The sequence below is a fragment of the Rhizobium sp. BK181 genome, from assembly GCF_014193305.1.
Classification (GTDB): domain Bacteria; phylum Pseudomonadota; class Alphaproteobacteria; order Rhizobiales; family Rhizobiaceae; genus Rhizobium.
This window is the reverse complement of record NZ_JACHZA010000001.1, coordinates 485950-512531: the sequence shown is the minus strand read 5'-3', so window position 1 is coordinate 512531 and position 26582 is coordinate 485950. Positions and strand designations below refer to the sequence as shown.

At 61.1% G+C, this 26582-nt stretch carries 23 protein-coding genes and 1 pseudogene; 12 read left to right on the top strand and 12 right to left on the bottom strand.

The features are described 5' to 3' along the window. Positions 1-53: 53 nt before the first annotated feature. Positions 54-890 carry a protein-disulfide reductase DsbD domain-containing protein gene (locus FHT77_RS02565; RefSeq protein WP_246719631.1) on the bottom strand — a complete coding sequence of 279 codons (837 nt, stop codon included), beginning with the start codon at positions 888-890 and terminating at the stop codon, positions 54-56. A gap of 138 nt (positions 891-1028) precedes the next feature. Here FHT77_RS02565 and FHT77_RS02560 point away from each other — a divergent pair, with 138 nt between their 5' ends. Beyond that, positions 1029-1634: a YqgE/AlgH family protein gene (locus tag FHT77_RS02560; RefSeq protein ID WP_183752228.1), complete on the top strand. Its 606-nt coding sequence runs from the start codon at positions 1029-1031 to the stop codon at positions 1632-1634. A 152-nt stretch (positions 1635-1786) separates the two neighbouring features. Further along, complete coding sequence (locus FHT77_RS02555; protein WP_183752226.1) at positions 1787-2851, top strand: putative zinc-binding metallopeptidase; 1065 nt, start codon at positions 1787-1789, stop codon at positions 2849-2851. Positions 2852-2866: 15 nt separating this feature from the next. Here the strand turns inward: FHT77_RS02555 and FHT77_RS02550 are convergent, their stop codons facing one another. The 4 genes and pseudogenes from FHT77_RS02550 to thrC all read right to left on the bottom strand — a co-directional run bounded on the left by FHT77_RS02550 (position 2867) and on the right by thrC (position 9148). Then, positions 2867-5779 (bottom strand): sensor domain-containing phosphodiesterase, encoded by a 2913-nt coding sequence (locus tag FHT77_RS02550; RefSeq protein ID WP_183752224.1) that lies wholly within the window; start codon positions 5777-5779, stop codon positions 2867-2869. Next, complete coding sequence (locus FHT77_RS02545) at positions 5776-6390, bottom strand: GNAT family N-acetyltransferase (RefSeq protein ID WP_114711839.1); 615 nt, start codon at positions 6388-6390, stop codon at positions 5776-5778. The genes FHT77_RS02550 and FHT77_RS02545 overlap by 4 nt, the downstream gene beginning before the upstream one ends. 29 nt (positions 6391-6419) lie before the next feature. Further along, positions 6420-7721: a M16 family metallopeptidase gene (locus FHT77_RS02540; protein ID WP_183752222.1), complete on the bottom strand. Its 1302-nt coding sequence runs from the start codon at positions 7719-7721 to the stop codon at positions 6420-6422. Positions 7722-7724: 3 nt separating this feature from the next. Continuing rightward, positions 7725-9148, bottom strand: a pseudogene (gene thrC, locus FHT77_RS02535) (threonine synthase). 225 nt (positions 9149-9373) lie between these two features. On the opposite strand from thrC, the gene FHT77_RS02530 reads away from it, so the two are divergent. Both FHT77_RS02530 and FHT77_RS02525 read left to right on the top strand, forming a co-directional pair. Then, entirely contained in the window at positions 9374-10021 is a 648-nt protein-coding gene (locus tag FHT77_RS02530) for a hypothetical protein (RefSeq protein ID WP_183753851.1), read from the top strand. A 53-nt stretch (positions 10022-10074) separates the two neighbouring features. Further along, positions 10075-10995 (top strand): diacylglycerol/lipid kinase family protein, encoded by a 921-nt coding sequence (locus tag FHT77_RS02525; protein ID WP_183752218.1) that lies wholly within the window; start codon positions 10075-10077, stop codon positions 10993-10995. A 67-nt stretch (positions 10996-11062) separates the two neighbouring features. Here FHT77_RS02525 and FHT77_RS02520 read toward each other — a convergent pair whose 3' ends face one another. From FHT77_RS02520 to FHT77_RS02510, 3 genes are all read right to left on the bottom strand, one after another. After that, positions 11063-11932 (bottom strand): MBL fold metallo-hydrolase, encoded by an 870-nt coding sequence (locus FHT77_RS02520; protein WP_183752216.1) that lies wholly within the window; start codon positions 11930-11932, stop codon positions 11063-11065. A 78-nt stretch (positions 11933-12010) separates the two neighbouring features. After that, positions 12011-12700, bottom strand: a complete 690-nt coding sequence (locus FHT77_RS02515; protein ID WP_183752215.1) for an HAD family hydrolase — start codon at positions 12698-12700, stop codon at positions 12011-12013. Positions 12701-12822: 122 nt separating this feature from the next. Next, positions 12823-13509, bottom strand: coding sequence for a helix-turn-helix transcriptional regulator (locus FHT77_RS02510; protein WP_183752213.1), 687 nt, complete (start codon positions 13507-13509; stop codon positions 12823-12825). A gap of 72 nt (positions 13510-13581) precedes the next feature. Between FHT77_RS02510 and FHT77_RS02505 the strand changes: the two genes are divergently transcribed. The 4 genes from FHT77_RS02505 (at position 13582) to FHT77_RS02490 (ending at position 16202) form a co-directional block, all read left to right on the top strand. After that, positions 13582-13911 (top strand): NIPSNAP family protein, encoded by a 330-nt coding sequence (locus FHT77_RS02505; protein WP_183752211.1) that lies wholly within the window; start codon positions 13582-13584, stop codon positions 13909-13911. Then, positions 13908-14261 carry an antibiotic biosynthesis monooxygenase family protein gene (locus FHT77_RS02500; RefSeq protein ID WP_112656607.1) on the top strand — a complete coding sequence of 118 codons (354 nt, stop codon included), beginning with the start codon at positions 13908-13910 and terminating at the stop codon, positions 14259-14261. Before FHT77_RS02505 ends, FHT77_RS02500 begins: the two co-directional genes overlap by 4 nt. Before the next feature lie 163 nt (positions 14262-14424). Beyond that, positions 14425-15555, top strand: a complete 1131-nt coding sequence (locus tag FHT77_RS02495) for a site-specific DNA-methyltransferase (protein WP_183752209.1) — start codon at positions 14425-14427, stop codon at positions 15553-15555. A 176-nt stretch (positions 15556-15731) separates the two neighbouring features. Further along, positions 15732-16202, top strand: a complete 471-nt coding sequence (locus tag FHT77_RS02490; RefSeq protein ID WP_183752207.1) for a DUF6790 family protein — start codon at positions 15732-15734, stop codon at positions 16200-16202. Here the strand turns inward: FHT77_RS02490 and FHT77_RS02485 are convergent. The 3 genes from FHT77_RS02485 to mutY are packed head-to-tail and all read right to left on the bottom strand — an operon-like array spanning position 16187 to position 18258. Then, entirely contained in the window at positions 16187-16552 is a 366-nt protein-coding gene (locus FHT77_RS02485; protein WP_183752205.1) for a nuclear transport factor 2 family protein, read from the bottom strand. The genes FHT77_RS02490 and FHT77_RS02485 overlap by 16 nt on opposite strands. Positions 16553-16554: 2 nt before the next feature. After that, a complete protein-coding gene (locus FHT77_RS02480) occupies positions 16555-17163 on the bottom strand; it encodes an HAD family hydrolase (RefSeq protein ID WP_183752203.1) in 609 nt (202 codons plus the stop codon). Between the two features lie 3 nt (positions 17164-17166). Next, positions 17167-18258: an A/G-specific adenine glycosylase gene (gene mutY, locus FHT77_RS02475; protein WP_183752201.1), complete on the bottom strand. Its 1092-nt coding sequence runs from the start codon at positions 18256-18258 to the stop codon at positions 17167-17169. 97 nt (positions 18259-18355) lie between these two features. Here mutY and FHT77_RS02470 point away from each other — a divergent pair, with 97 nt between their 5' ends. From FHT77_RS02470 to ppdK, 4 genes are all read left to right on the top strand, one after another. Next, positions 18356-18844: a DUF721 domain-containing protein gene (locus FHT77_RS02470; protein ID WP_016553043.1), complete on the top strand. Its 489-nt coding sequence runs from the start codon at positions 18356-18358 to the stop codon at positions 18842-18844. Between the two features lie 159 nt (positions 18845-19003). After that, the gene (locus tag FHT77_RS02465; protein WP_016553044.1) at positions 19004-19696 is read left to right on the top strand and encodes a DsbA family protein; all 693 of its coding nucleotides are present in this window, start codon (positions 19004-19006) and stop codon (positions 19694-19696) included. A 78-nt stretch (positions 19697-19774) separates the two neighbouring features. Continuing rightward, positions 19775-23236 (top strand): chromosome segregation SMC family protein, encoded by a 3462-nt coding sequence (locus tag FHT77_RS02460; RefSeq protein ID WP_183752199.1) that lies wholly within the window; start codon positions 19775-19777, stop codon positions 23234-23236. A gap of 399 nt (positions 23237-23635) precedes the next feature. Then, a complete protein-coding gene (gene ppdK / locus FHT77_RS02455) occupies positions 23636-26359 on the top strand; it encodes a pyruvate, phosphate dikinase (RefSeq protein ID WP_183752197.1) in 2724 nt (907 codons plus the stop codon). On the opposite strand, the gene FHT77_RS02450 is transcribed toward ppdK, so the two are convergent. After that, a complete protein-coding gene (locus FHT77_RS02450; protein ID WP_114711859.1) occupies positions 26286-26567 on the bottom strand; it encodes a hypothetical protein in 282 nt (93 codons plus the stop codon). The genes ppdK and FHT77_RS02450 overlap by 74 nt on opposite strands. Positions 26568-26582: the final 15 nt, after the last annotated feature.

Sequence of the window (26582 nt, the reverse complement as noted above, 5' to 3'; positions counted from 1 at the left end):
TGTCATGTATGGCGGCGCAAATACCGCGATTTGCGCGCGACTATAGAACTCGACTACTCAAAGGCAAGCGGCGTCTCGATGGCACGCGAACCGTCGATGACAAGCGCGCTCCATGTCTTTCCGTGAATGTCGTATGCCTTGGGAAGCTTGCCGACGGAAAGCGTCGTCGTGAAGCTTTGGCCGTCGCGGTGAGTTGCCGTCTGCTTGGTAAAGACGTGCCCGCTCGGGCCTGCGACGATCACCTCAGGGGAGGTCTCGCCGCTCTCCGGCAGTGTCACGGTGAGGGAAAGCTCCTTCATGTCGGGCGACAGCCTATGGTCGCTCACGTTGAATTCGGAGGAGGCGGCTTCCGGCAAGGCGGCCTCGGCATCCCGAAGGATTTTTTCCTCTTCGGGGCGTGAACGGGCCGATGGTTCGAAGGTTAGCGACAGCTCCGCCTGAAACGGGATGCATATTTCCTTGCAGATGCCGATGAAGGCGGTTGCCTTGAGTTCATGGAGTGCCGGGTCTTTCGCCGTCAGCTGCAACGGGAAGGTGACCGAGGTGTCGTAGGCGACCTCATCGACCTTGTCGTCGACGATATGCTTGGGAGTCGGAAAGCTCATCTTGTCGAGCGAAATGCCTTCAGAAGAAAAACCGACTTGAGGCGGGATGCCGCTATTGCCGGGTTCTCGCCAATACGTGATCCAGCCGGGCTTCGGTTCGATCTGCAGTCCGGCGCGAATGCTTCCGTTTGCATCGGGGGGAAGCGCGATCAGCCGCATCCGCCCACCCTCATTGTCGGCCCAGGCGCTCATCTCCGCCCGGGCGGGCTGAGAAAGTTGCAGCATCACGACGAGCAGACCGAAAGCGGAACAGAATTGGCAAGTGGCGCGTGAAATAGTTTGCATGCATCAATGATCTATTGAAATTCGCCATGCTCGGCTAGAACTCGCCATCATTTAAGTTTTCATTTTCAGTTGATTGATCTGTGACATTGGCTCATGCTCGTGATGTCGGGCCTCGTGCGGTCTGGCAGAGGAGGAACGATGTCGTTGGCGACCCTCAAAAACAAAAGAGAACGTGGCTTCTTCGATGGCCAGTTTCTCATTGCCATGCCGGGCATGGAGGATCGCAACTTCGCCCGCACGGTAATCTATATCTGCGCGCATTCCGATGCCGGCGCGATGGGGTTCGTCATCAACCGTCCGCAGAACCTGACCTTTACCGATGTTCTCCTGCACCTGGAAATGATCAAGGATGAGGATGCCATCGTTCTCCCCGCACACGCCCGCGATTGCCCGATCCAGACGGGCGGGCCGGTGGAAAGCGGACGCGGCTTCGTCCTGCACTCCGACGACTATCTCTGCGATTCCAGCATTCCCGTCAGCGACGATATCTGCATGACGGCGACGCTCGACATCATCCGCGCGATTTCCAAGGGCAAGGGACCGAAGCGGGCGACCATGCTGCTCGGTTACGCCGGTTGGGGAGCGGGTCAACTGGAAGCCGAAGTCGGCAACAATGGTTGGCTCACATGCGCGGCCAACGAGGAGTTGATCTTCGACCGCAGCCTCGACGACAAGTACGAGCGGGCGCTGGCTTCGATGGGCATTAATGCCGCCATGCTTTCGGCCGAGGCCGGGCACGCCTAATTGGCGGAACGATCCGTAAAGAAGCGCGTTCTCTGCTGGCGCGGGCCATAAGGCCCAGTCAGGGGAAGTTTGATGGAAACCACGGCCGGAAATTATCCGCCGTCCACTTTGCACTTCGGTTTTTCGACCCCTGATCTCGAGGGAGGCACGCGTTGAGGCTGTTTGTATGTGACAACTGCGACCAGGTTGTTCATTTCGACAATCGCCAGTGCGTTCGGTGCGGTCACCGCCTTGGCTTCCAGCCGAATGGCCTGCGCATGCACGCTGTTCAGCAGCAGGACAGCGATCTCTGGCAATACGTGGCTCAGCCGGACCTGGTGCGTTTCTGTGCCAATGCCGGCCTCGACATCTGCAACTGGCTTGTAGAGGATGGCGACGCGGGTGATTACTGTGTTGCGTGCCGGCATAACCGGCTGGTGCCCAATTCAGCGACGCAGGATGGCGTGGACCGGTGGCGTCGGATCAGCCAGGCACAACGACATCTCTTCTACTCGCTCTTGCGCTGGCGCCTGCCGCACCCGGACCGCGCGCAGGATCCCGCAGGCGGCCTTGTTTTCGACTTCCTGGAAGACACGGTCCAGGATGACGGCAGTGTCGTTCCGGCGATGACGGGACACGAGGAGGGCTTGATTGCAATTCGGGCGGCAGAGGCTGACGACCTGACCCGTGAACAGGCGCGTACCTCGATGGATGAGCCTTACCGGACGCTGCTCGGTCACTTTCGCCATGAGACGGGTCATTTCATGTGGAATCGCCTCGTGCGAGACAGGAACAACTTCGATGGATTCCGGGCGGTGTTCGGCGATGAGCGCGAGGACTACAGCGAGGCCCTTGCACAACACTACGCAAATGGCGCTCCGCCCGGCTGGCCAGACAGGTTCGTCAGCGCCTATGCCAGCGCCCATCCCTGGGAAGACTTCGCCGAATGCTTTGCTCACTATCTCCACATCGTTGACACCTTGGAGACCGCGCGCGCCTTCGGCATCGCAGTTGATCCCCGCGGTCACGAAGAGATGGCGGCGGAGGTGGATTTCGACCCCTACAGGGCAGCCAGTGCCGATCAGCTTGTCGACGAATGGGTGCCGCTCAGCGTTGCGATCAACTCGATACAGCGCAGCATGGGGCAGCGCGATTCCTACCCATTCGTGCTGTCAGCGCCGGTGGTCGCCAAGCTTGAATACATGCATCAGCTGATAGCGGGCGCCGCTACGCAGTAACAGGGAGCCGGTCGGTTAAGCGCGCTTCGTCAACGGGAACCGTTCCTTCAGCAGCCGCAGGACGGACTCCGCTGCCATCGGCGGCCCGAACAGGTAGCTTTGACCGAAAGTGCAGCCCATCTTTGCGAGCTCGATCGCGTCTTCGTTTGACTCGATCCCTTCGGCGACCACCTTCATATCAAGTTCACGCGCCATGGCGATCACCGAGCGAAGCACGGTTGCCTTCTTGTCACTGCCATCGCGCACCATCACCTTGTCAAGCTTGATCGTGTCGAACGGGAAGCGCGTCAGATAGGCGAGGGACGAATAGCCGGTTCCGAAATCATCCAGCGCGAGGCCAAGCCCCATCTCCCGCAGCTTCTCAAGCACGAGGCGCGCTTGCTCCGGATTCTCCATGACCATGGATTCCGTGAGCTCCAGCTTCAGGCGCGACGGGTCGCAATGGGTTTTCGCCAGCACCGAACGGACATCGTCATAAAGCTCGTTGTTCAGCAGCTGTGCGCTGGAGAGGTTGATCGAGACGAAGATCGGCAGCTCGCCGGTCTGGTTCTCCCAACCCATCAGGTCGTTGGTCGCCTGCTCAAGGGCAAAGAGACCAAGCATCTCGATAAGGTCGGATGTCTCGGCGATCGGAATGAATTCCGAAGGAGGGATGGTGCCGCGCTTCGGATGCTCCCACCGCATCAGCGCCTCGAAGCCGGCAATCTCCACGTCCTCCAGCCCGGCGATCGGCTGGTAGACCATCGACAGTTCCTTGCGCTCGATGGCACGGCGCAGGTCGGATTCGAGCTGCAGCCTGTCGGCGCCGAAATCGCGGAAGGCGGGCTGGAACGGCTCGACGCGATTGCCGCCGGCGCGTTTGGCTCGGTACATCGCAAGCTCCGCATCGCTGAGCATGCCGGCGGCGCTTTCCTGCTGGTCGACGAAGGAGGCAAGCCCGATCGACGCCGTCAGGATGATTTCGCGATTGGCGAAGTTGATCGGCACCATGATCGCCTTACTGATCGCATCGGCAAAATCGGCCACCTTCGTCGGGTCGCGCTCGGACGTCAGAATCAAACCGAACTGGTCGCCGGAAAGGCGTGCGAGCGTGTCCTGCGGCTTGAGCAGACGGCGCAGGCGTCGCGTCAGCGCGATCAGGATATTGTCGCCGGCGGCGATCCCGAGCGTATCGTTCACCAGCTTGTAGCGGTCGATATCGATCACCATGACCGTCGGGCGCAGCGTCTCGCCACCGGGCGCCAGTGCAAGCACCGCCTGCAGGCGATCGAGGAAAAGCTGCCGGTTCGGCAAGCCGGTCAGGTTGTCGTGCAGCGCATCGTGCAGCAGCCGCTCGACGGAATTCTTTTGTTCGGTGACGTCGACGATCGTGCCGACGCAGCGGATGATTTCGCCGTTCGAACCGAGGACCGGGCGGGCGCGGATGAGAAGCCAATGGAAATGGCCGTCTTCCGCGCGGATGCGGAATTCATGATTGAGCCGCCCGCGGCGATGCTCGAGCAGCACGTCGAGCGTCGCCCGGAAGCGATCGCGATCGTCGGGGTGAAGCCGCGGCAGCCAGTTGCGGGCCGCGCCATGCATGGTGCCCAGCGGGAGGCCGAGCTTGGCCGACACGTCAGGAATGGTGACGACACGATCGCGCGCCACGTCCCAATCCCACACCATGTCGCCAGAGCCGGTTAGAGCCAGCGATTGCCGCTCCAGATCGGAGAACAGGCCCTGCTGAAATGCACCGCCGGCAAAGGCGTGCTGCATGACGGTAAAGCCGATCAGCAGGACGATGAGAACGAGGCCGCCGCCGAGCGCCGGCTGGATGATGTCGTTGTCGAGCTGACCGGTGATCGTCAGCCATGCCCCGAAGATCCACACGAGGATCAGCGCCCAGGCGGGCACCAGCAGGATGGCGCGATCGTAGCGGTTGAGGCCGAGATAGATGATGAGGAAGAGGCCCATCGTCGCGGTCAGCGCAAACGACAGACGCGCGATGCCAGCGGCGATTGCCGGATCGTAAATCGCGACGCCGAAGAGCAGCGCCAAGCCCAGCACCCAGGCGAGGGTCAGGTAGCCGAGATGCGTGTGCCAACGGTTGAGGTTGAGGTAAGTGAACAGGAAGATGACGAAGCTGGAGGCGAGGGCGACTTCCGCGCAGGCGCGCCATATTCGCTGGTCGGTCGAGGCGATGCTGATCAGCTTGCCGAGAAAGCCGAAGTCGACGCAGATATAGCCGAGCACGGCCCAGGCGAGTGCTGCGGTCGCGGGCAGCATCGAGGTGCCCTTGACTACGAACAGGATGGTCAGGAACACGGCCAGCAGGCCGGCAATGCCGAGCACGATGCCGCGATAGAGCGTGAACGCGTTGATCGTGTCCTTGTAGGCGTCGGGTTCCCAGAGATAGATCTGCGGCAGCTCCGGCGTCGTCAGCTCTGCAACGAAGGTGATGACGGCGCCGGGGTTGAGCGTGATGCGGAAGACATCGGCCTCGTCGCTCGGTTGCCGGTCGAGCGCGAAACCTTCGCTCGGCGTGATCGCAATGATGCGCTGCGAGCCGAGGTCAGGCCAGAACAGCTTGGAGTTTACCAGGCGGAAGTGCGGGGCCACGATCACGCGCTCGAGCTGCTCGTCGGAGACGTTGGCAAGTGCAAAGACGGCCCAGTCGCCCTGGTGGTTTTCCGAGCTGGCACGTACCTCAATACGGCGACGGATGCCATCGGCACCGGCAGCAGTGGAGACCTGGAAGGCTTCGCCCTGGTTGGCGTAGATTTCCGTCGTGGCGGTCAGGTCGAGCGCGGTATCATCGCGGGAGATCTTCACCGGCTCGGCTGCCTGGACATTGCCTGCCGCTAGCATGAAGGCCGACAGCAAGAGAGCTGCGATCACCGCGATCAATCGTCCGGCCGGTGATGGGAGCAGCATGCGGTTGTTGGTCATCGGCTGTCGGTTATCCTGCCTTTATCCGTGTCGGTGGCGAGCAATGAGAACATCACATGGTCGTGCCACTGACCGTTGATTTTCAAGTATCCGCGCAGATAGCCTTCCCGCTGAAACCCGGCTTTTTCAAGCAGGCGGATGCTCCGAGCATTGTCTGGAATACAGGCTGCTTCGATACGGTGCAACTCAAGCACCGTGAAGATGTAGGGTATAACCAATTGAAGTGCGGCGAACATATGGCCTTGGCCGGCGTAAGCCTCACCCATCCAATATCCGATCATGCAGCTTTGTGCCGCCCCGCGCCTGATATAGCCGATCGTAATGCCGCCGAGCAGCGTCATCCTATCCTTGTGGAACAGGAAGAGCGGGATCGCCTGGCCGGACGCATATTCCTGTTTGCCGCGGATGACGCGGGCGCGATAGGCGCCCTCGGTCAATTCATCCCGCCGCCATGTCGGCTCCCAGGGTTCCAGGAACTGCCGGCTGGCCGCCCGCAGCTTGTGCCACTGGTTGAAATCCTGGTAGCGCGGCAGGCGCAGCACATAGTTCTCGTTTTCGAGTTCCACTGAATCCGGCTGTCGCGACAGGAACCGAAAAACCGATTTTGGCATCGATCACTCCCGGCAGGATGGATGTGAAATCAAACGAGCGCTTGTTGGCTGTGCGGTGCGGCGGGCGAGGAGAGAGAGGCGGCGATATCTTCCATAGGAGCCAAGTGTTCCAGAGGACCGATCGCCGATAGCGTCGGAACGGTGTCAAAGAACAGGCGCCCTGCAAGATCCGTCAGGCGCTCGACGGTGATCCCCTCGAGCCGTTCCATCATCTCCTGATTGGAGATCGGGCGGCCGTAGAGCATCATCTGCCTTGCGATCTGGCCGGCGCGGGCCGCCGGGCTTTCCTGGCCCATCAGCAGCTGGGCGCGGATCTGGGCGCGGGCGCGTTCGATTTCCTTTTGCTCGATCGTCGCTGCAGACTTGTGCAGTTCGTCGATAATGACCGGCACCAGCTCCGGCAGGTTCTCGCCACCGGTGGCGGCGTGGATACCGAAGATGCCGGTGTCGGAAAAGCCCCAGTGAAAGGCATAGATCGAATAGCAGAGACCACGGATTTCACGCACTTCCTGGAACAGACGGGAGGACATGCCGCCGCCGAGAATATTGGCGAGGATCTGCGAACAGTAGAAGTCGCGGGCGTGATAGGCCTTGCCCTCGAAACCAAGCAGGATCTGCGCGTCCATCAGGTCGCGCGTTTCACGGATATTGCCGCCGATGTACTTCGCAGCTTCCATGACAGGCGTCGCCGATGGAGAAGTCGGAAGGCTCGCGAAGCGCTCCTCGACCATGCGAACGAACTCGTCGTGCTGCACGGCGCCGGTTGCAACGATAAACATCCGGTCGGTTGTGTAATTGCGGCTGAGATAGCCGCGGATCTGCGGCGGCGTGAAGGACACCACAGTTTGCGGCGTGCCGAGGATTGCCCGGCCGAGTGTCTGATCGCGGTAGGCGGTTTCGGAAAACTTGTCGAAAACGACGTCGTCCGGCGTATCGTTCGCAGCGTTGATTTCCTGCAGGATGACCTGCTTCTCGCGCTCGAGTTCTTCTTCCTCGAACGCGGACTCTGTCAGGATATCGGCAAGAATATCGACGGCGAGCGGAACGTGATCCTTGAGGACGCGGGCATAGTAGGAGGTCGTTTCCGTGGATGTCGCAGCGTTGACCTCGCCGCCGACATCCTCGATCTCCTCGGCGATTTCGCGCGCGCTGCGGCGCGCCGTGCCTTTGAAGGCCATATGTTCAAGCAGGTGGGCGATGCCGTGCTCGTCTGTCGTCTCGTTGCGCGATCCTGATTTGATCCAAACTCCCAGCGCAACGCTTTCCAGATGCGGCATGGTCTGTGTGACTACTGTCAGCCCGGATTTGAGCCGGGTGCACTCAACTGTCATTGGCTATCTTTCTGCGCCTGCGTTACTTGGGCCCGAGCGTGCTCGCCGATGAAGGTCTCGATGGCTTTGAGCTCAGGCTTCACAATCTGAAAGCGCTCCTCCTTGTGCATCAGATCAGCAAGCCACGTCGGAAGCGCGGGGTCAATACCGGAGGCGGATTTTACGGCGGCGGGGAATTTCGCCGGGTGTGCGGTGGCAAGCGTCACCATCGGCGTGTTCGGCTTTTCGTGTTTGCCCGCAACGAAGACGCCGATCGCCGAGTGCGGATCGAGAAGATAGCCGGTTTCGGCGTGGGTTTTCTTGATCGTCTGGGCGACCTGTTTCTCGCTGGCGCGGCCAGTGCGGAAGTCCTTTTTGATGAAGGCCAGGGCCTCCTTCGCAATCTCGAAGCCATTGGATTGCTTGAGACTGTTCATTGCCGCGCGAACCTTGGATGCGTCGCGATCATAGGCTTCGAACAGCAGTCGCTCGAAGTTCGAGGAGATCTGGATGTCCATCGAAGGTGAGGTCGTTGCCTTTACCGCTTTCATCTCGTAACGCCCGCTCTTCAGCGTGCGGTCGAGGATATCGTTCTCGTTGGTGGCGACCACCAGTTTGCCGATCGGCAGGCCCATCCGCTTTGCGCAGTAACCGGCAAAAATATCCCCGAAATTGCCCGTCGGCACGGTAAACGAGATCTTACGGTCCGGTCCGCCAAGCGCGATTGCCGTCGTGAAATAGTAGACGATCTGGGCCATGATGCGGGCCCAGTTGATCGAGTTGACGCCGGAGAGCCTGACGCGATCGCGGAACGGTCCGTCGTTGAACATCGCCTTGACGAGGTTCTGGCAGTCATCGAAATTGCCTTCGACGGCAAGCGCGTGAACGTTGGAGGCAGTGGAGGTCGTCATCTGGCGCTGCTGCACCGGCGACACCTTGCCATGCGGGAAAAGAATGAAGATGTCGGTGCGTTCGCGCCCGGCAAAGGCGTCGATCGCCGCGCCGCCGGTGTCGCCGGAGGTAGCGCCGACGATGGTCGCGCGCTCGCCGCGCTTTTCGAGCGCATAGTCCATCAACCGGGCGAGCAGTTGCATCGCGACATCCTTGAACGCCAGCGTCGTACCATGGAAGAGCTCCATGACGAAGCTGTTCGGCCCTGTCTGCACGAGCGGGGCGATCGCAGGGTGGCGGAAAGTGCCGTACGCCTCATCGATCATTGACCGGAAGGTGTCGTCGGGAATCTCGCCGTTGGTGAAGGGCGACAGGATGGTGAAGGCAATATCCTGATAGCTTTTTCCTCGAAACGCGCGGATTTCCTTTTTCGAGAAATGCGGCCACTTGCGCGGCACATAGAGGCCACCATCGCGCGCCAAACCCGTCAACAATGCATCGCAGAAACCGAGGGAAGGGGCTTCGCCGCGGGTCGAAATATAATCCACTGTCGTCATCCTTGATGTGCCGGTCGGAGAAAGGCTGAGGGAAAGCAAACCCCGCGCTGCATCTCGCTTACGCTGTCGGCCATGCTCGCCTGCGATCCCGAAATGTGCATCAAAACGGTTCTTACCCAATCGATTTTTGTTTGCGCCGCTGATATAGACCATCGCAAACTGTCACGAAAGGCCTGCCATCAAGTGATTGGGCCTGCCAAAAAACTTTGTGGAGAGGGTGGAATAATCGTGCTTGGCAAGGTCTCGCGTCTTATCGTTTCGGCTTCCCTTGCGGCAATGCTTGCCGGTTGTAATTCGCTCGGCGTCGGTGGTGGCTCAGACAGCGCAACGGCACCGACCCAGCCGAACGGCAATGGCCAGATCATGCCGTTGGCGCCATCCAACCCGTCCTCCAGCGACGCATCGATCGGCTCCGCCAAGACGGCCGCTGGCGCAACGGCGCCCGTCGTTCAAGGCGCCTGCCCGCAGATGTTCATGAAGGACAGCGACGCGATCTTCCGGACTTATGCCGGCGGAGCGAAGACCGGCGATGCGGAGAAGCTGGCCTACCAGGCGTCGATCGGCAACTACACGCGCCAGTGCACTCTCAGCGATACGAACCTGACGATGACCGTCGTAGCGCAGCTTCGCGTCATTGCCGGGCCGAACGGGTCGTCCGGCAAGGTCACGCTCCCGGTTCGCATCACAGTCTATGACGGCCAGGAAGCGCTCTATTCGGAAGTGACGAATTTCCCGGTTGATGTCGGACAGAACGCTACACAGGCCCTGTTCCGCAAGGACGGCATCAAGCTGCCGGTCGGCTCCGGCGCACTGGTTCGCGTCAATATCGGTTTCGATCAAGGACCCGTGTCGACGAAAAAGAAGAAGGCCTGAAGAACGCCCTGTTTCCGCTTCGCCAGGCTGGTGAGGCGGGGAGAAGATATCGCTTGAAAATCGGCATCGTATTGAATCCGGCGTCGGGCCGGCGCGGAAAGAAATTGTTCTGGTCGGCGCTGCGGCGCGCCATCGAGGCGAGATTTGCGGATCTCAGCCTGCGCGAAACCAAGGGCTTCGGCGATGCCGAGCGGTTCGGGCGCGAACTGGCGAATGATGGGGCCGATCTGGTGATCGCCGTCGGCGGCGACGGAACGATCGGCGAGGTGGCTGGCGGCATCCTCAAATCGCATCGGCCGGGTACTGCGTTTTCTTTCATCCCAACCGGCACCGGCTGTGATTTTGCCCGCAACTTTCCGATGTCGCGCGATCCCACCGCGATCGCCAACGGCCTGAACTCTCCGTCCGTGCGGCAGATCGATGCCGGCCTGCTCACTTGCGACGACGAGGACGGTGACACCGTCACCCGCCACTTCGCCAACATCGCAAGCTTTGGCGTCTCCGGCCATATCGTGCGCGCCGTCAACGAGGCACGCAAGGGCAGGCGCCTGCCGGGGCCGATGGTTTTCTTCTTCCATAGCCTGCTTCAGATCCTGCGCTACGAGCCGCGCACAATTCGCCTCAGACTCGATGGAGAGGACATCTACGAGGGCCCGATCACGGCGGTTGCCGTCGCAAACGGCGCTTGGTTCGGCGGCGGTATGAAGGTGGCCCCCGATGCGGATATCAGCGATGGCCTGTTCGACGTGGTCATCATTCGAGGTGCTGGCCGGTTGAAAGTGCTGTCGTTAATGAACAGCATCTATAACGGCGGCCACCTCAGGAGTCCGCTCGTCAGCATCCATCGCGCCACGGTCGTCGAGGCATGGCCGATAGGCAAGGAGGCGGTGCCGATCGACAGTGACGGCGAGGGACCTGGCCAGCTCCCGGCCCGGTTCGAGATGCTGGCTGGCGCGATCAACCTGAAAATCTAGTAATTTCAGACGAGTATTCATAGCGAAGGGAACCAGCGGAGTCGCACAACGAACGCCGTGTCGTCGTTCAGCCGTCCAAGCGCGCCTGAATTGTCGCGCCGAGATTGGTGTCGTGGAACCCTTCGTAGAAGGCCACCACCTCCGTCGCCATGTCGGCCGGAATGGCGACGAAATCCTGAAGTCGGAACCCAACCGCCTTGTTGAGCCCGGGACCCAACAGGTCGCTCTCGCTCAAATTCTCGACACGGCTTGCCAACTCTTTGAAATATAGCAAATTGTCGTCCACCGTCGCGGGAGAGAGCGTTCTGCCGTGCGCAGGAATCACAAACCTTGCGTTCAGGTCGCGTATTCGTTCGAGGGATGAGGAGAGCAGCCGGAGATCATGCGCGCTCCTGCTCCACACCTCGGGGATCGGATACTCGACCGCGTCGACGGCCAGACAGACGCGGATTTCAGGAATCCACACCGAGACATGGTCGGGCGTATGACCTGGCGTGTGAAACAATTCGAGCGTGAGATCGCCACCGTGAAGCGTCATAGAGCCTGAGAAGGTGATGTCTGGCGCTACGAGTTCAACGTTTCGAAATCGCTGATCTTCGCGCACCTTATCTTTCAGGACTTGAAGTGAGGACGGATCACGCAAGCGCTCAAGCGTTGCGGCATGGGCAATGATCGGCGCCTTTCCTGCAATCGCGGCGTTTCCCCAAAAGTGATCCCAGTCCATGTGCGAGTTCACGACCAGCAGCGGACGTGCATGCACGTCCTCGCCAAGCAGGTCCAGCGCCGTCCGGCATAACTCGGGCGTTCCGAGAGTGTCGACCAGGACGTTGAATCGCTTGGTGCGGACGAAGATGCCATCAACTTCGTCTCCGGCCCTGACAATGGTGATCCGGTCGTCGAGTTCGGGCGGAGAGCACAATTCCACGGAAACGTTCATACGAGACAGCCCCATCAGACGGCGATTACCACTCCGATATCCGAATAGGTTCGCTCTGTCGCGCCAAGAACGAGCGTTCTACAGGGCGCCTTCCCATTCGGCGAGCGCGGCAACGATGCCGGGCAAATCGCTCATCCGGGAAATGACGGTTTCAGCACCGGCATCGGTCAGCCTGTCGGCATGTGCCGGATAGGTATGGGAGGCGCCGGTAAACCCGATGACGCGCATGCCGGCAGCCCGCGCTGCGTGAACGCCATGGACGGAGTCCTCGACGACCACGACGCGGTCTGTGGAAACGCCCATCTGCTTTGCGCCATGCAGGAAGATATCCGGCTTCGGCTTCACGCGATCGGCACCGAGATCCTTGGCTGAGAAGATATGCGGCGCAAAGAGCGGCTTCAGGCCCACTTTGCCGAGCATCATGTCGAGCCGCGCACTGCTGGAGTTCGAGCAGATGCAGCGCTTCAGCTTCAGTCGCGAGAGAGCGGCTTCGACGCCGGCAATTGCCTGCACATCCTGGGACAGACGCAGATCGAGCAGCTTTTCGGACTTGTCGAGCAGCGATGCGGAAATCGGAATGCTGGCCTCGCGCTCGACCTGCAGCAGGATATTCTGCCAGGTCATGCCGGCGAAGCGCTCGCCCATTTCCTCGATGCTGATCGGGTAGCCCGCTTCGGTCAGAAGCTTGGATTCGACATCCGCAGCAATAATTTCCGAATCGACCAGAACGCCGTCGCAGTCGAAGATGATGAGGTCGAAGCCGTCCATATACTTGCGCCTTATTTGGGATGATGCCCCTTTACACGATGCCTCGGCGAAGCTCAACCGACAGCAGGGCATGGCTGGATTGCGTGCCACGGGCGGCTTCGATTTTACGATCGCTTTCGCGGCTATTTGGCGGCAGGAAACAAGGCAAGAAATTGCCGTTCGCCTTCTGGTGAGAAGATGACGGAGCGGCTTTCGGCAGTGCGACGCGCCCAGCCTTTGTCGAGGAAATTCGAAAGTAGCGCCTTTCCGAGACTGCCGGCGAGGTGGGCCCGTCGCTCGCTCCAATCCAGGCAGGAGCGGCAGAGTGGACGACGCGACGATTTCAGGGCGTGGACGTCGATGCCGATATTCTTGAGCGCGGTTTCGCCGCTCTCCGTCAAGGCAAGACCGTCACCGAGTGCATCGATCGCGCCCTCGGCAATCAGGTTGTCGAGCATGCGCACGCCGTAGTCGCCGGCGAGGTGATCGTAGCAGATGCGGGCCTTGCGCAGTGCTGGTTCCTTCGGTCCCGGCTTGTGGCGCAAATGGCCGCGCCCTGCCGCAAATCCCATGATGCTTTCCAGGAATTTGCCAACGCTGTCGTCCGCCAGCGTGAAGTAGCGATGGCGGCCCTGCTTGCGCTGCGCGAGCAGATTGCCGGCTTCCAGCTTGGCAAGGTGCGTGCTCGCTGTCTGCACGGTAATGCCGCCGGCAGCGGCAAGCTCCGTCGCCGTTAGCGCCTTGCCGCCCATCAACGCTGTCAGCATGTTGGCACGCGCAGGGTCGCCGATCAGCGCGCCGATCTGGGCTATGTCGGGTCCTTCCTTCATACTTCGATCCTAACCGAAGCATTGTCGTCAGGCAATGTGCGAAAACGGTCTCCAGACAACAAGGAGACGACGATGATTACCTGCTTCATCCGCTATGAAATCGATCCGTTCAAGAGGGACGCCTTCGCCGAATACGCTCGCAACTGGGGGCAGGCAATTCCGCGCAACGGTGCGGACCTGATCGGCTATTTCGCGCCGCATGAGGGCTCGGCGACGACGGCTTACGGCGTCTACAACATTGAAAACCTCGCCGCCTACGAAGCTTATCGCGCCCGCCTTGCCGCCGATCCGCTCGGCAGGCAAAACTACGAATTCGCCAAACGCGAACGTTTCATCCTCAAAGAAGATCGTATCTTCCTCAAGAACGCTTCCCTTCCTCATTCAAAGCTGGTGATGCCATGATCGCTGTTATCTTCGAAGTCCTGCCCTTCATGGGCGAACGCCACACCTATCTCGATCTCGCCGGCGAACTTCGCGGTGAACTCGAAAAGATCGACGGCTTCATTTCAATCGAACGCTTTGAAAGCCTCACCAATCGCGGCAAGCTGCTGTCGCTGTCCTTCTGGCGCGACGAGGAGGCGGTCAAGGCTTGGCGAAACGTGGAGGCACACCGAGCAGCCCAGCACGCCGGCCGCAACGGCGTCTTCGCGGACTATCGGCTGCGCATAGGCCACATCGTTCGCGACTACGGCATGAACGAGCGCGCCGAAGCTCCGGCCGATAGCCGCAAGGTGCATGACGCGGCGGCGTAATAACACAGCCGGAAGGGCGTGCGGCCGCTGCCCCGCTCCTTCGGCGCCGACGCCTGTCGCGACTTATTTTCCCGAAATCGCTCATCCCTTCAGGCTTTGGTAACCAAACTGAGTAACCATAACAGACAGTAAAAAGCGTAATTGTGTATGAGCGAGTTTCCAGATGGCGTCAGTATTTCCGCTTGCCGATCTCAAGGCCTCCGCAAAGCCGGGCTCCTGGATCGACACGATCATCAAGGGCGATTGCGTTGCTGCCCTTGAAGCCCTGCCGAACCACTCCGTAGACGTTATCTTTGCCGATCCGCCGTATAACCTGCAGCTCGGCGGCAACTTGCATCGTCCCGACCAGTCGCTTGTCGACGCCGTCGATGACGAGTGGGATCAGTTCGCTTCGTTCGAAGCCTACGATGCCTTCACTCGCGCCTGGCTGCTCGCGTGCCGCCGCGTTCTGAAACCAACGGGGACAATCTGGGTCATCGGCTCGTACCACAACATTTTCCGCGTTGGTGCGACGCTGCAGGATCTCAATTTCTGGATCCTCAACGACATCGTCTGGCGCAAGACCAACCCGATGCCGAACTTCAAGGGCCGCCGCTTCCAGAACGCGCATGAGACAATGATCTGGGCGAGCCCGAACGCCAAGGCCAAGGGCTATACCTTCAACTACGATGCCATGAAGGCGGCAAACGACGACGTGCAGATGCGCTCCGACTGGCTGTTCCCGATCTGCAGCGGCGGCGAACGCCTGAAGGGCGACGACGGCAAGAAGGTGCATCCGACGCAGAAGCCGGAAGCGTTGCTTGCCCGTGTCATCATGGCGTCCTCGAAGCCAGGCGACATCATCCTCGATCCATTCTTCGGCTCCGGCACGACGGGTGCCGTCGCCAAGCGCCTCGGCCGCCACTTCGTCGGCATCGAGCGCGAGCAGGACTACATCGATGCGGCCTCCGCTCGCATCGAAGCGGTCGAGCCGCTCGGCAAGGCTGAACTCACCGTCATGACCGGCAAGAAGCAGGAAGTCCGCGTGGCTTTCAACGTGCTGGTCGAAAGCAGTCTGATCAAGCCCGGCCAGGTGCTTACCGATGCCCGCCGCCGCTACAGCGCGATCGTTCGCGCCGACGGCACGGTGGCTTCCGGTGGCGAGGCCGGTTCCATTCATCGCCTTGGGGCAAAGGTCCAGGGCCTTGATGCATGCAACGGATGGACATTCTGGCATTTCGACGACGGGCAGTCCCTGCGCCCGATCGACGAATTGCGGTCCGTGATCCGCAGTGATCTGGCAAAGGCGGAATGACGCGCGCCTCGACCTGATCGAGACTTCCTTCTTCCGGTGTTTTGTACCTCCAGTTACGGAAGAAGGCCTGGCGCCCGGGGATCAACACCCCGGGCGCTCTTCATTTTGGCTCGCGCGGCCGTGCAATTCCGTGTCATGTATCGGCTGCTGATGATCCGAAACAGGCAAGGAACGCCATGTATCTTGCGGTCATATTGTTGCTGATGCTTGTTTTGCCGTTGGGCTCGGTTGTCGCCGAAGTGCATTGGAATGCGGACGTCAATCTCGTCTTCCTTATCGGAAAATGGTTCGTCTTCTGGGGCGTCGGCTTGCGATTGCTTATGGCCAGTCTGAAACAGATCATCAATCCGGCGTTCACGGCGGAAACGATCTTTGGTGTGACCGATCACAAGGCCCAGTCGTTGGTGCAGGAGATCGGCTTCGGCAACCTGTCAATCGGTATGCTTGGCGTGCTCAGCCTTTTCGCGCCGCTGTGGATCGTCCCTGCCGCGATCATCGGTTGCCTGTTCTTCGGTCTTGCGGGTCTCAAGCATCTGCTGGAGCGAGCAAGAAACAGGTCGAGAACCATCGCGATGGTTTCCGACCTGTGGCTCTTTTTCGTGCTCGCCTTTTATCTCTCGGCGACGTTCTTTCAGAATGCTCGGTAATCCGTCACTTCGACGTGGGTGACGCGACCGTCTTCGTTGAAGGTGATCGTCTCTTCGCCTTCCCGCACTAAGGGCTTGCCCGTCTTGCTGTGCGTCGCGCGAACCGACCAAACGGCACGGCCGGCATAGGGGCTGACCTTCTCGACCAGCGTGTTGATTGCTGTCTGGTCTGGGTAGTCTTCAAAATACTTGCGGAAGGCGACCATGATCTCGGCTCGCCCGGACAAGCTGCCCACGCCATTTGAGACATAGGTCGCGTCATCCGCGAAATAGTCCTCGATCATATCGAAATCGAGCGCATTGATCGCGCCATGGAAGCGTTTGATTTCCTCAACCGGATCGAATGCCATGGTCAGAGCCTCACGCCGCGCGCTGTAAGATCGGCGCGCAGCTTGTCGGCGCCGGTGAAGAGAACCGCGTCCCAGCCGGCCGCTTTTGCGCCTTCGACGTTGGGGGCTGAGTCGTCAATGAAGATCGTCGCCGCCGGATTGAGGCCGAAGCTCTTGGCGTGTGTTTCGTAGATCGCAATATCGGGCTTGATGAGACCGACGTCGCCGGAGACCGTTACCCCGCGCGGCTTGGTCAGGAACGGGAAGCGGACTTGCGCCTCGCGGAAGGTGTCGGACGCGAAGTTCGTCAGCATCGTCACGTCCTGGCCATCGTCAATCAGGCCTTCCATGATGGCCACGCTGTCATCGTAGGCGTGCGAGACCATTTCGTGCCAGTGCTTGCGGAAGGCGCGGATGTGCTCCTCGCGGTCGGGATGAACCTCGATCAGCAAGGCTTCGGCATCGGTCCAGGTGCGGCCACGGTCCTGCTCGACGTTCCAGTCGTGGGTGCAGACATTGTCGAAAAACCACTTGCGTTCAGTCTCGTCGGGGATGAGGTGGCTGAACGGGATACTCGGATCGTAATGGATGAGTACTTTTCCAATGTCGAAAACAATATGCTCGATGGCCATCGATTAATCCTTGGCATGTTTGAACGCGAGCGGAATAGCCGCGGTGATTGCTTTTTTCATGACGGTCGGTAGCGCCTGCGAGTCAAGATTTGTAACCGGCTCCCACCAACCGTTATCCGTTTGAATTCGCGAAGGGATCGCGACGCGGTAGATGGAAAGCCTGAGCTCGAAATGGGTGAAGACGTGGGTCACGGTCCCGCAGGGCTCCCACGCCGCCGGAAACGGTGCCGCGTCAGCCGATGTCTCGCCGTCCTGCCGCGCCGTCCAGTGGGTCGTCGGCACCTCGCTCATGCCGCCGAGAAGGCCGCTCTCGATGCGACGCCGCAGCAGAATCTCGCCATCCGCCGTGACCGCGATAAAGGCCGCGCCCTGGCGGATCGGCTTTTCCTTCTTGGCTGCCTTGACTGGAAACTGTTCGGGATCGTGCAGGCGCAGCGCCTCGCAGGATCCCCTGAAGGGACAGAGCGAACAGGCCGGTCGCTTCGGCGTGCAGATCGTCGCGCCGAGATCCATCATCGCCTGCGCGAAGTCGCCCGGCCGATCCTTTGGGGTGAGAAGAGCCACCTTCTGCTTCATGTCAGGCTTGGCTCCGGGCAGGGGCGTGGCGATGGCGTAGAGCCGCGAGATCACCCGCTCGACGTTGCCGTCCATCACGGCTGCCTGCCGGTTGAAGGCGATCGCGGCCACCGCGGCGGCTGTATAGTCGCCGATGCCGGGAAGCGACTTCAGCCCGTCCTCGCTATCGGGAAAGATGCCGTCGTGGTCGCGCGTCACCGCCTCGGCGCATTTCTTCAGGTTGCGGGCGCGCGCGTAGTATCCAAGCCCGGCCCAGGCAGCCATGACGTCTTCGCTGGGAGCATCGGCAAGGTCGCGGACGGTCGGCCAGCGCGCCAGGAAATTGGCGAAGTAGGGCTTCACCGCCGGCACCGTGGTTTGCTGCAGCATCACCTCGGAGAGCCAGACATGGTAGGGATCGGCCTTGATGCCGCGCGCCGCCATCGGCGGCGAGATGCGCCATGGCAGGTCTCGATGGTGCCGGTCATACCAGTCGAGAAGGGGCTTGGCGGCGGGCGCGTCCAGTGTCGTCGATGTCATCATTTGCCGTCGTGAGGGGAAGTGCCCTATACTTGGCGAAGCAATGCCGCGCGATCAAGGCAGTGGTGCCTGAACGCAGCGCGATCTGAAGGTTTCAATGAGTTATCCACGCAAAGGTGAAAAGCAGATCTCCGAATTGACCAATGGGTTGATCGATCCGGTGCTTGCAAAGCGCGCCGGCATCAACACCGCGCTGCTCGGCTCGTGGGACGAGATCGCCGGCGAGGAGTTTGCCGATTGCACGCGGCCGGAAAAGATCGCCTGGGCGAGGGGTAACGATGACGGCGGTTTCCGCCCCGGCGTGCTTACCATCGCCTGTGAGGGCGCACGAGCCCTTTTTCTGACGCATGCGCAGGGCGAACTGATTCAGCGCGTCAACAGCTTCTTCGGTTTCGCCGCCGTTCACCAGATCCGCATCGTCCAGAAACCTGTCTATCAAGCGATCAAGCGCTCCCGTACGCCTCCGCCGCTAAAGGGTGCGGCCGCCGCAAAACTGGACGAGATGATGGAAGGGATCGAAGGCGACAAGCTGCGCGAAGCGGTAAAGCGTCTTGGAACGGCCGTGTTGGGAAAGCGCGGGCGCTAGCGCTTCCAAGTATTGCTCCTGCAATTCTGTCCGCAATTTAATCTGGCGGTCCAACCAAGGTCACAATTCTTTGAAGAAAGTTGGCGAAGCGTGCCTTGTTCAGGGCTTCGAGCCGTTATATCGCACTCACAGCCACTACTCTCATTTATGGGGAACTTCATGCCGATTTCCGAAATGCAACTGACGAAACGCCAGCTTCTGGGCGGCGTGGCTGCCGCGACTGCGACGCTTGCGGTTTTCAGCACCGCGCAGGCCGCTGTCGAAATGCCTAAGCCCGATGGCGACGTCGACATGGCTGCCGTGCTGAAGCCAGGCGAACTGCCGGAAATGGCGCTCGGCAAGGAAGACGCCCCGGTCACGATTGTCGAATACATGTCGATGACCTGCCCGCACTGCGCCCACTTCCACACCACCACCTTCGATGAAATCAAGAAGAAGTACGTCGATGCCGGCAAGGTGCGTTTCATCATCCGCGAATTCCCGTTCGATCCGCGTGCGGCTGCCGCCTTCATGCTGGCGCGCTGCAATCCTTCCAAGCCGGAAGAATTGAGCACGGCCGAACAGTATTTCCCGATGGTTGCCATGCTGTTCAAGCAGCAGCAGACCTGGGCGGCTGCAGATGATGGCCGCGGTGCACTGCTTCAGATGTCCAAACTTGCTGGATTTACTGAGGATAGCTTCACGAAGTGCTTGACGAACCAGAAGCTGCTGGATCAAGTGAACGCAACGCGGGAAAGGGGTTCCAAGGAGTTTGGCGTCAATGCCACGCCGACGTTCCTCATCAACGGCAAGCGCTATTCTGGAGACATGACGGTTGACACCATGTCGGCCCTTATCGACAGCCTGCTCTAATCTGAACCGTATCCGATCGACGGGCGACGGCCGAAGCCGTGCGCCCGTCTTTTGCTTGATCAGGCGCGGGGATACGGCATGAAGTTCAACAAGCTTCGTGTCGTCGGCTTCAAGTCCTTCGTCGAACCCACCGAATTCATCATCGAGCGCGGCTTGACCGGTATCGTCGGTCCGAACGGCTGCGGCAAGTCGAACCTCGTCGAAGCACTTCGCTGGGTGATGGGTGAAAACTCGTACAAGAACATGCGTGCGTCGGGCATGGACGACGTCATCTTCTCCGGCTCCGGCAACCGTCCCGCTCGCAACACTGCGGAAGTCGCGCTTTATCTCGACAATGCCGCGCGCACCGCGCCTGCCGCCTTCAACGACAGCGACGAGATCCAGGTTACCCGCCGCATCGAGCGTGAGCAGGGGTCGATCTATCGCATCAACGGCAAGGAAAGCCGTGCCAAGGACGTGCAGCTTCTCTTTGCTGACGCCTCCACCGGTGCCCGTTCGCCGTCCATGGTCGGGCAGGGGCGGATCGGCGAGTTGATTTCGGCCAAGCCGCAGGCCCGCCGCCAGTTGCTCGAAGAGGCAGCCGGCATATCAGGCCTGCATTCGCGCCGCCACGAAGCCGAGCTTCGCCTGCGTGCTGCCGAAAGCAATCTCGAACGCCTTGACGACGTAACCTCTCAACTCGAGAGCCAGATCGAGAGCCTGAAGCGTCAGGCCCGTCAGGCAAGCCGCTTCAAGTCACTGTCGGCGGATATCCGCGCCCGCGAGGCGCTGCTCCTGCATATCCGCTGGGTGCAGGCCAAGGAGGCGGAAGCCGAGGCCGACAGCGCGCTCAATCAGGCCACCGTCGTCGTCGCCGAAAAGGCGCAGATGCAGATGGAGGCCGCCAAGGTTCAGGGCATTGCAAGCCTCAAGCTGCCTGAGTTGCGCGATGGCGAAGCGCGCGCCGCCGCCGCATTGCAGCGCCTGCAGATCGCCAAGACGCAGTTGGAGGAGGACGCCAATCGCATCCTGCGCCGCCGTGATGAACTGACCCGCCGCCTTGCACAGCTCGGCGAGGACATCCGCCGCGAGGAGCGGCTGGTTGCCGACAACGCCGAGATCCTGGCGCGGCTGGACACCGAAGAGGGCGAGATCACCGAGATCCTTGCCGATTCCGGCCGTTTTGCCGAGGAAACCCGCGAGGCCTTCGAAGAGGCTGCGGCCAAGCTCGCAGACAGCGAGGGCATCTTCGCGAGCCTGACCGCCGAGCGCGCCGAGGCCGCTGCCGGGCGCAACCAGCTCGAGCGTGCCATTCGCGATCTGGCCGATCGCAAGATGCGTCTTGAACGGCAGATGGACGAGGCCATCCGCGAGCTGTCGGCAATCGGCGAGAAGATTTCCGGCCTGCCTGATCCGGACGAGAAGCGGGCCGTGGTCGAGGCTGGCGAGCAGGCGCTTGCCGAGGCGGAAGCAGCCATCCAGGGCGTCGAGCAGGCGTTGGCCGCTGCCCGCCAGACCGAAGCTCTTTCCCGATCGCCGGTCGATCAGGCGCGGGCGAAGCTGAATGCCATCGAAACGGAAGCCCGGACGATTTCGCGTATGCTGGCGGCCGGCGCTGCCGCAGGCGAATTTGCGCCGGTTGCCGATGAGCTTCGCGTCGATCGCGGCTTCGAAACGGCGCTCGGTGCGGCGCTTGGCGACGACATCGAATCCCCGCTTGACCCTAAGGCGCCGGTTCATTGGTCCGGCAATGGTGACGGCGCTGCGGATCCGGCATTGCCATCAGGGGCGACGCCGCTGACCAACCATGTTCGTGCGCCGGCGGCACTGATGCGCCGCCTGAAGCAGATCGGCCTGATCTCCGGTTCGGATGCTGCGGCGCTGATGAAGGATCTAAAGCCTGGCCAGCGTTTGGTGACCAAAGAGGGTGCCGTCTATCGCTGGGACGGCCATGTGACCGGCGCGGATGCGCCGAGTGCGGCGGCACTCCGGCTGGCGCAGAAGAACCGCCTCGCTGAACTCGAAAGCGAAACGGCACTTGCCCGCGACATGCTTGATGAAGCAGAGGAACGGCTGGCGAGCGCCGCCGATGCCATCCGCCTTCGGGAGCAGCGCCTGGCGGAGGCTCGCGAGAAGAGCCGGATCTCGGCACGGCAACTCGCCGAGGCGCGCGAAGCGCTGGCAGCGGCCGAGCGGGCCTCTGGCGATCTCATCCGCCGCCGTGATGTCATTGCAGAAGCCGTCAGCCAGCTTCAGATCCAGCTCGAAGATCTCTCGATTCAGGAAGAAAACGTCAGGATCGAGCTGGAAGATGCCCCTGATCTGACGGCGATCGACGAACGGCTTCGAGCGCAGCAGGCGGAAGTCGCGACCGATCGTGGCGCACTCGCCGAAGCACGGGCGCGCCATGAAAGCTTGAACCGCGAAAACGAAGCCCGCCAACGCCGCATCATTGCCATTGGGCAGGAGCGCGTGACCTGGCGCCAGCGTGCTGCCAGCGCCGAGGACCATATCGCAACCCTTCGCGACCGCGAGGAGGAAGCGCGGGAGGAAGCGGCCGAGCTCGAAATGGCGCCCGATGAGTTCGACGACAAGCGCCGTGCGCTGTTGACCGAACTCCAGAAGGCCGAGGAAGCGCGTCGCCATGCGGCCGACGCGCTTGCTGAAGCGGAGCTCGTGCAGCGTGACGCCGACCACAAGGCCGCGACGGCGCTATCCGAACTCGCCGAAAGCCGCGAGCGCCGCGGCCGCGCCGAAGAGCGGTTGGTCTCGGCGCGGGAAAAGCGGCAAGAAACCGAGGCGCGAATTCGCGAGGCACTGAACGTCGCGCCACATGAGGCTCTTCGGCTTGCCGGACTGGAGTCGCTGCAGGCAGCAGCTGATCTTCGCGAGGTCGAGCGTGAACTCGAACGCCTGAAGATGGAGCGCGAGCGCCTTGGCGCGGTCAACCTGCGTGCCGAGGAAGAGCAGAAGGAATTGAGCGGCAAGCTCGAGGCGCTGATCAAGGAACGCGACGACGTGATCGATGCGATCCGCAAGTTGCGTGGCGCGATCCAGAGCCTCAATCGCGAGGGTCGCGAGCGCCTGCTCGCCGCCTTCGACGTTGTCAACGGCCAGTTCCAGCGTCTCTTCACCCATCTTTTCGGTGGAGGCACGGCAGAACTGCAGCTGATCGAATCCGATGATCCGCTCGAGGCCGGCCTGGAAATTCTCGCCCGCCCGCCCGGCAAGAAGCCGCAGACGATGACGCTCCTTTCGGGCGGCGAGCAGGCGCTGACGGCAATGGCACTGATCTTTGCCGTCTTCCTGACCAATCCGGCGCCGATCTGCGTGCTGGACGAAGTGGACGCCCCGCTCGACGATCACAATGTCGAGCGCTATTGCAACCTGATGGACGAAATGGCCGCCTCCACCGAAACGCGTTTCGTCATCATCACCCACAATCCGATCACCATGGCACGCATGAACAGGCTGTTCGGCGTGACGATGGCGGAGCAGGGCGTATCGCAGCTCGTGTCGGTCGATCTGCAGACGGCTGAACAACTGCGTGAGATCGCCTAAACAAGCCGCTGACAAAAAGCCCAAAAAAAGTCGAGCCGAATTGGCACATCTTCACCGTTGGGTGATGTTTTTCTGCTGATCTTGTATTAGAGATTGCTTCATGTCGCTGCCGAATTGCCGCGAAGCGGTATCGGCTGCAGAGTTTTCTGTGCGACGCGATCGGAGCAGGCCTTTGCCGCTCTGACTGTCCGCATGGACGAGACCCCCCGTCCGGTTTTTCCTGGCTGGACGGACAGAAGGCTTTGCGGGACTTTGTTGCAGTCCCGCAAAGCTTTTTCTCCCTTCAATCGCATTCAGTCTGCCGCAGGTGTTGTGCGACGCAACATTTCGGCCGCATTTGTCGATTTTCATTTCAACACCAACGGATTAAGTTGATCCGGATATGGTGTTGGGGGGAATATGACCAAGTGGGTCTATACATTTGGCAACGGTCAGGCAGAGGGCAGTGCCCTCAACGTTGAGCGTTTGGGCGGCAAAGGCGCAAACCTCGCGGAGATGTGCAATCTTGGCCTTCCCGTTCCTCCGGGTCTGACGATCATCGCTGACGCTTGTTCCGCCTACTACAAGAACGGGCGACAGGTTGCCGAGGATCTGAAAGCGCAGGTCCGGACCGGCATCGAACGCATCGAGGAAGCGACCGGCCGGCGGTTTGGCGCGGGTGATCGGCCGCTGCTGCTGTCGGTGCGCTCTGGTGCGCGTGTTTCGATGCCGGGAATGATGGACACTGTCCTCAATCTCGGCCTCAACGATGAAACCGTGCAGGCGCTCGGCCACGATGCCGGCGACGCCCGTTTCGCCTGGGACAGCTACCGCCGCTTCATCCAGATGTATGCCGACGTCGTCATGCGTCTCGATCACGAGGTGTTCGAGGAAATCCTCGAGGATGAGAAGGCTAGGCTCGGCTATGAATTCGACACGGAACTGACCGCCAGCGAATGGCAGCATGTGGTCTCGCTCTACAAGAACATGATCGAGGAGGAACTGGGCGAGGAATTTCCCCAGGATCCGGAAGTGCAGCTATGGGGCGCGGTCGGCGCCGTGTTCTCGAGCTGGATGAGCGCCCGCGCCGTCACCTATCGCCAGCTTCACAATATTCCTGAAGTCTGGGGTACGGCCGTCAATATCCAAGCGATGGTCTTCGGCAACCACGGCAATTCGTCTGCGACCGGCGTCGCCTTCACGCGCAATCCGTCCACGGGTGACAAGTCGCTCTACGGCGAATTTCTCGTCAATGCACAGGGCGAGGACGTCGTCGCCGGTATCCGCACGCCGCAGAGCATCACCGAGGAGGGTCGTATCAGCTCCGGTTCCGAACGACCGTCGATGGAAAAATTGATGCCTGATGCCTTCAAAGAGTTGTCGCGCATCTGCGCCGAACTCGAGGCGCACTATCGCGACATGCAGGACATCGAATTCACCATCGAGCGCGGAAAGCTGTGGATGCTGCAGACCCGCTCAGGCAAGCGTTCGACGCGTGCGGCGATGAAAATCGCCGTCGACATGGTCGATGAGAAAGTAATTACCGAAGAGGAAGCGGTGCTTCGCATCGAACCCTCGTCGCTGGACCAGCTTCTGCATCCGACGATCGACCCGCGCGTGTCGCGCGAGATCATCGGCACTGGCCTGCCGGCATCGCCGGGTGCAGCGACCGGCGAAATCGTCTTTACGGCCGAAGAGGCGGTCATTGCCTCGGAGGAGGGGCGCAAGGTCATCCTGCTGCGCGTCGAGACGAGCCCGGAAGACATTCACGGCATGCACGCGGCCGAGGGCATCCTGACGACGCGTGGCGGCATGACCAGCCATGCCGCCGTTGTCGCCCGCGGCATGGGCATCCCCTGCGTCGTTGGTGCTGGCAGCATGCGCATCGACGTACGCAACGAGCGGCTGATCGGCGTCGGCGTCACACTGAAGAAGGGTGATGTCATCACCATCGACGGCTCGGCGGGACAGGTGCTGAAGGGCGACGTGCAAATGATCCAGCCGGAGCTTTCGGGCGATTTCGGGCGCATCATGCAATGGGCCGACCGGGCACGGCGGATGACGGTGCGCACCAACGCCGATACGCCGGCGGATGCGCGCGCGGCTCGTTCCTTCGGCGCCGAGGGCATCGGCCTTTGCCGCACCGAGCACATGTTCTTCGAGGGCGATCGCATTCAGCTAATGCGCGAGATGATCCTGGCGGAGGATGAAACCGGCCGGCGCACCGCGTTGGACAGCTTGTTGCCGGTGCAACGGCACGATTTCACCAGCCTCTTCAATGTCATGCATGGGCTGCCGGTGACGATTCGTCTGCTCGACCCGCCGCTGCACGAGTTCCTGCCGAAGACGGACGAGGAGATCGCCGACGTTGCCGCCGCCATGGGCATGGATCCGGCGTTGCTGCGTCAGCGCGTTGATGCCCTACACGAATTCAATCCGATGCTCGGGCATCGTGGCTGCCGGCTGGCGATTTCCTATCCCGAGATCGTCGAGATGCAGGCACGCGCCATCTTCGAGGCGGCGGTCGCGGCGGCTCATGAAACCGGCGCTGCCGTCGTGCCTGAGATCATGGTGCCGCTCGTCGGGTTGCGCGCGGAACTGGATTACGTCAAGGAGCGCATCGACGCCATTGCCGGCGACGTTATGGCGGAGGCCGGCATGCGGATCGACTATCTCGTCGGCACGATGATCGAGCTGCCGCGCGCAGCCCTCAGGGCCCATATTATTGCGGAAGCGGCGGAGTTCTTCTCCTTCGGCACCAACGACCTGACGCAGACGACCTTCGGCATCTCGCGCGACGATGCGTCCGCTTTCATACCGACCTATCAGCGCAAGGGGATCATCGAGCACGATCCCTTCATTTCACTGGATTTCGATGGTGTCGGCGAGTTGATCCGCATCGCCGCCGAACGCGGTCGGCGCACCCGCAACGATATGAAGCTCGGAATCTGCGGCGAACATGGCGGAGATCCCGCATCCATCCATTTCTGCGAGGAAATCGGATTGGACTACGTGTCGTGTTCACCGTTCCGCGTGCCGATCGCCCGCCTTGCCGCGGCGCAGGCCGTCATCAATAGCGATAGTGCCGCCAGTACGGGCGCCCGTAGTAGGACGGGTCCAGTTCGAACGCCATCCCCATCATGAGCCTGTCGCTGTCATAGCGATACTGCGCGCGGCGGTAGAGATCGATGCGCTGCAGGCACGCTGCAAACCCGTCGGTCCTGGGTTTGAAGCCATAGCGTCGGCATTGGTCTTCGTCGGCGGCGCGCTGCTGCTCGGGCGGCAGTGCTTGGCACGCTGATAGGCTTACGGCGGCCGCGGCGAGCGCGAGGGATAAAGCGAGGATACGCATCGGTGTGTCTTTGCA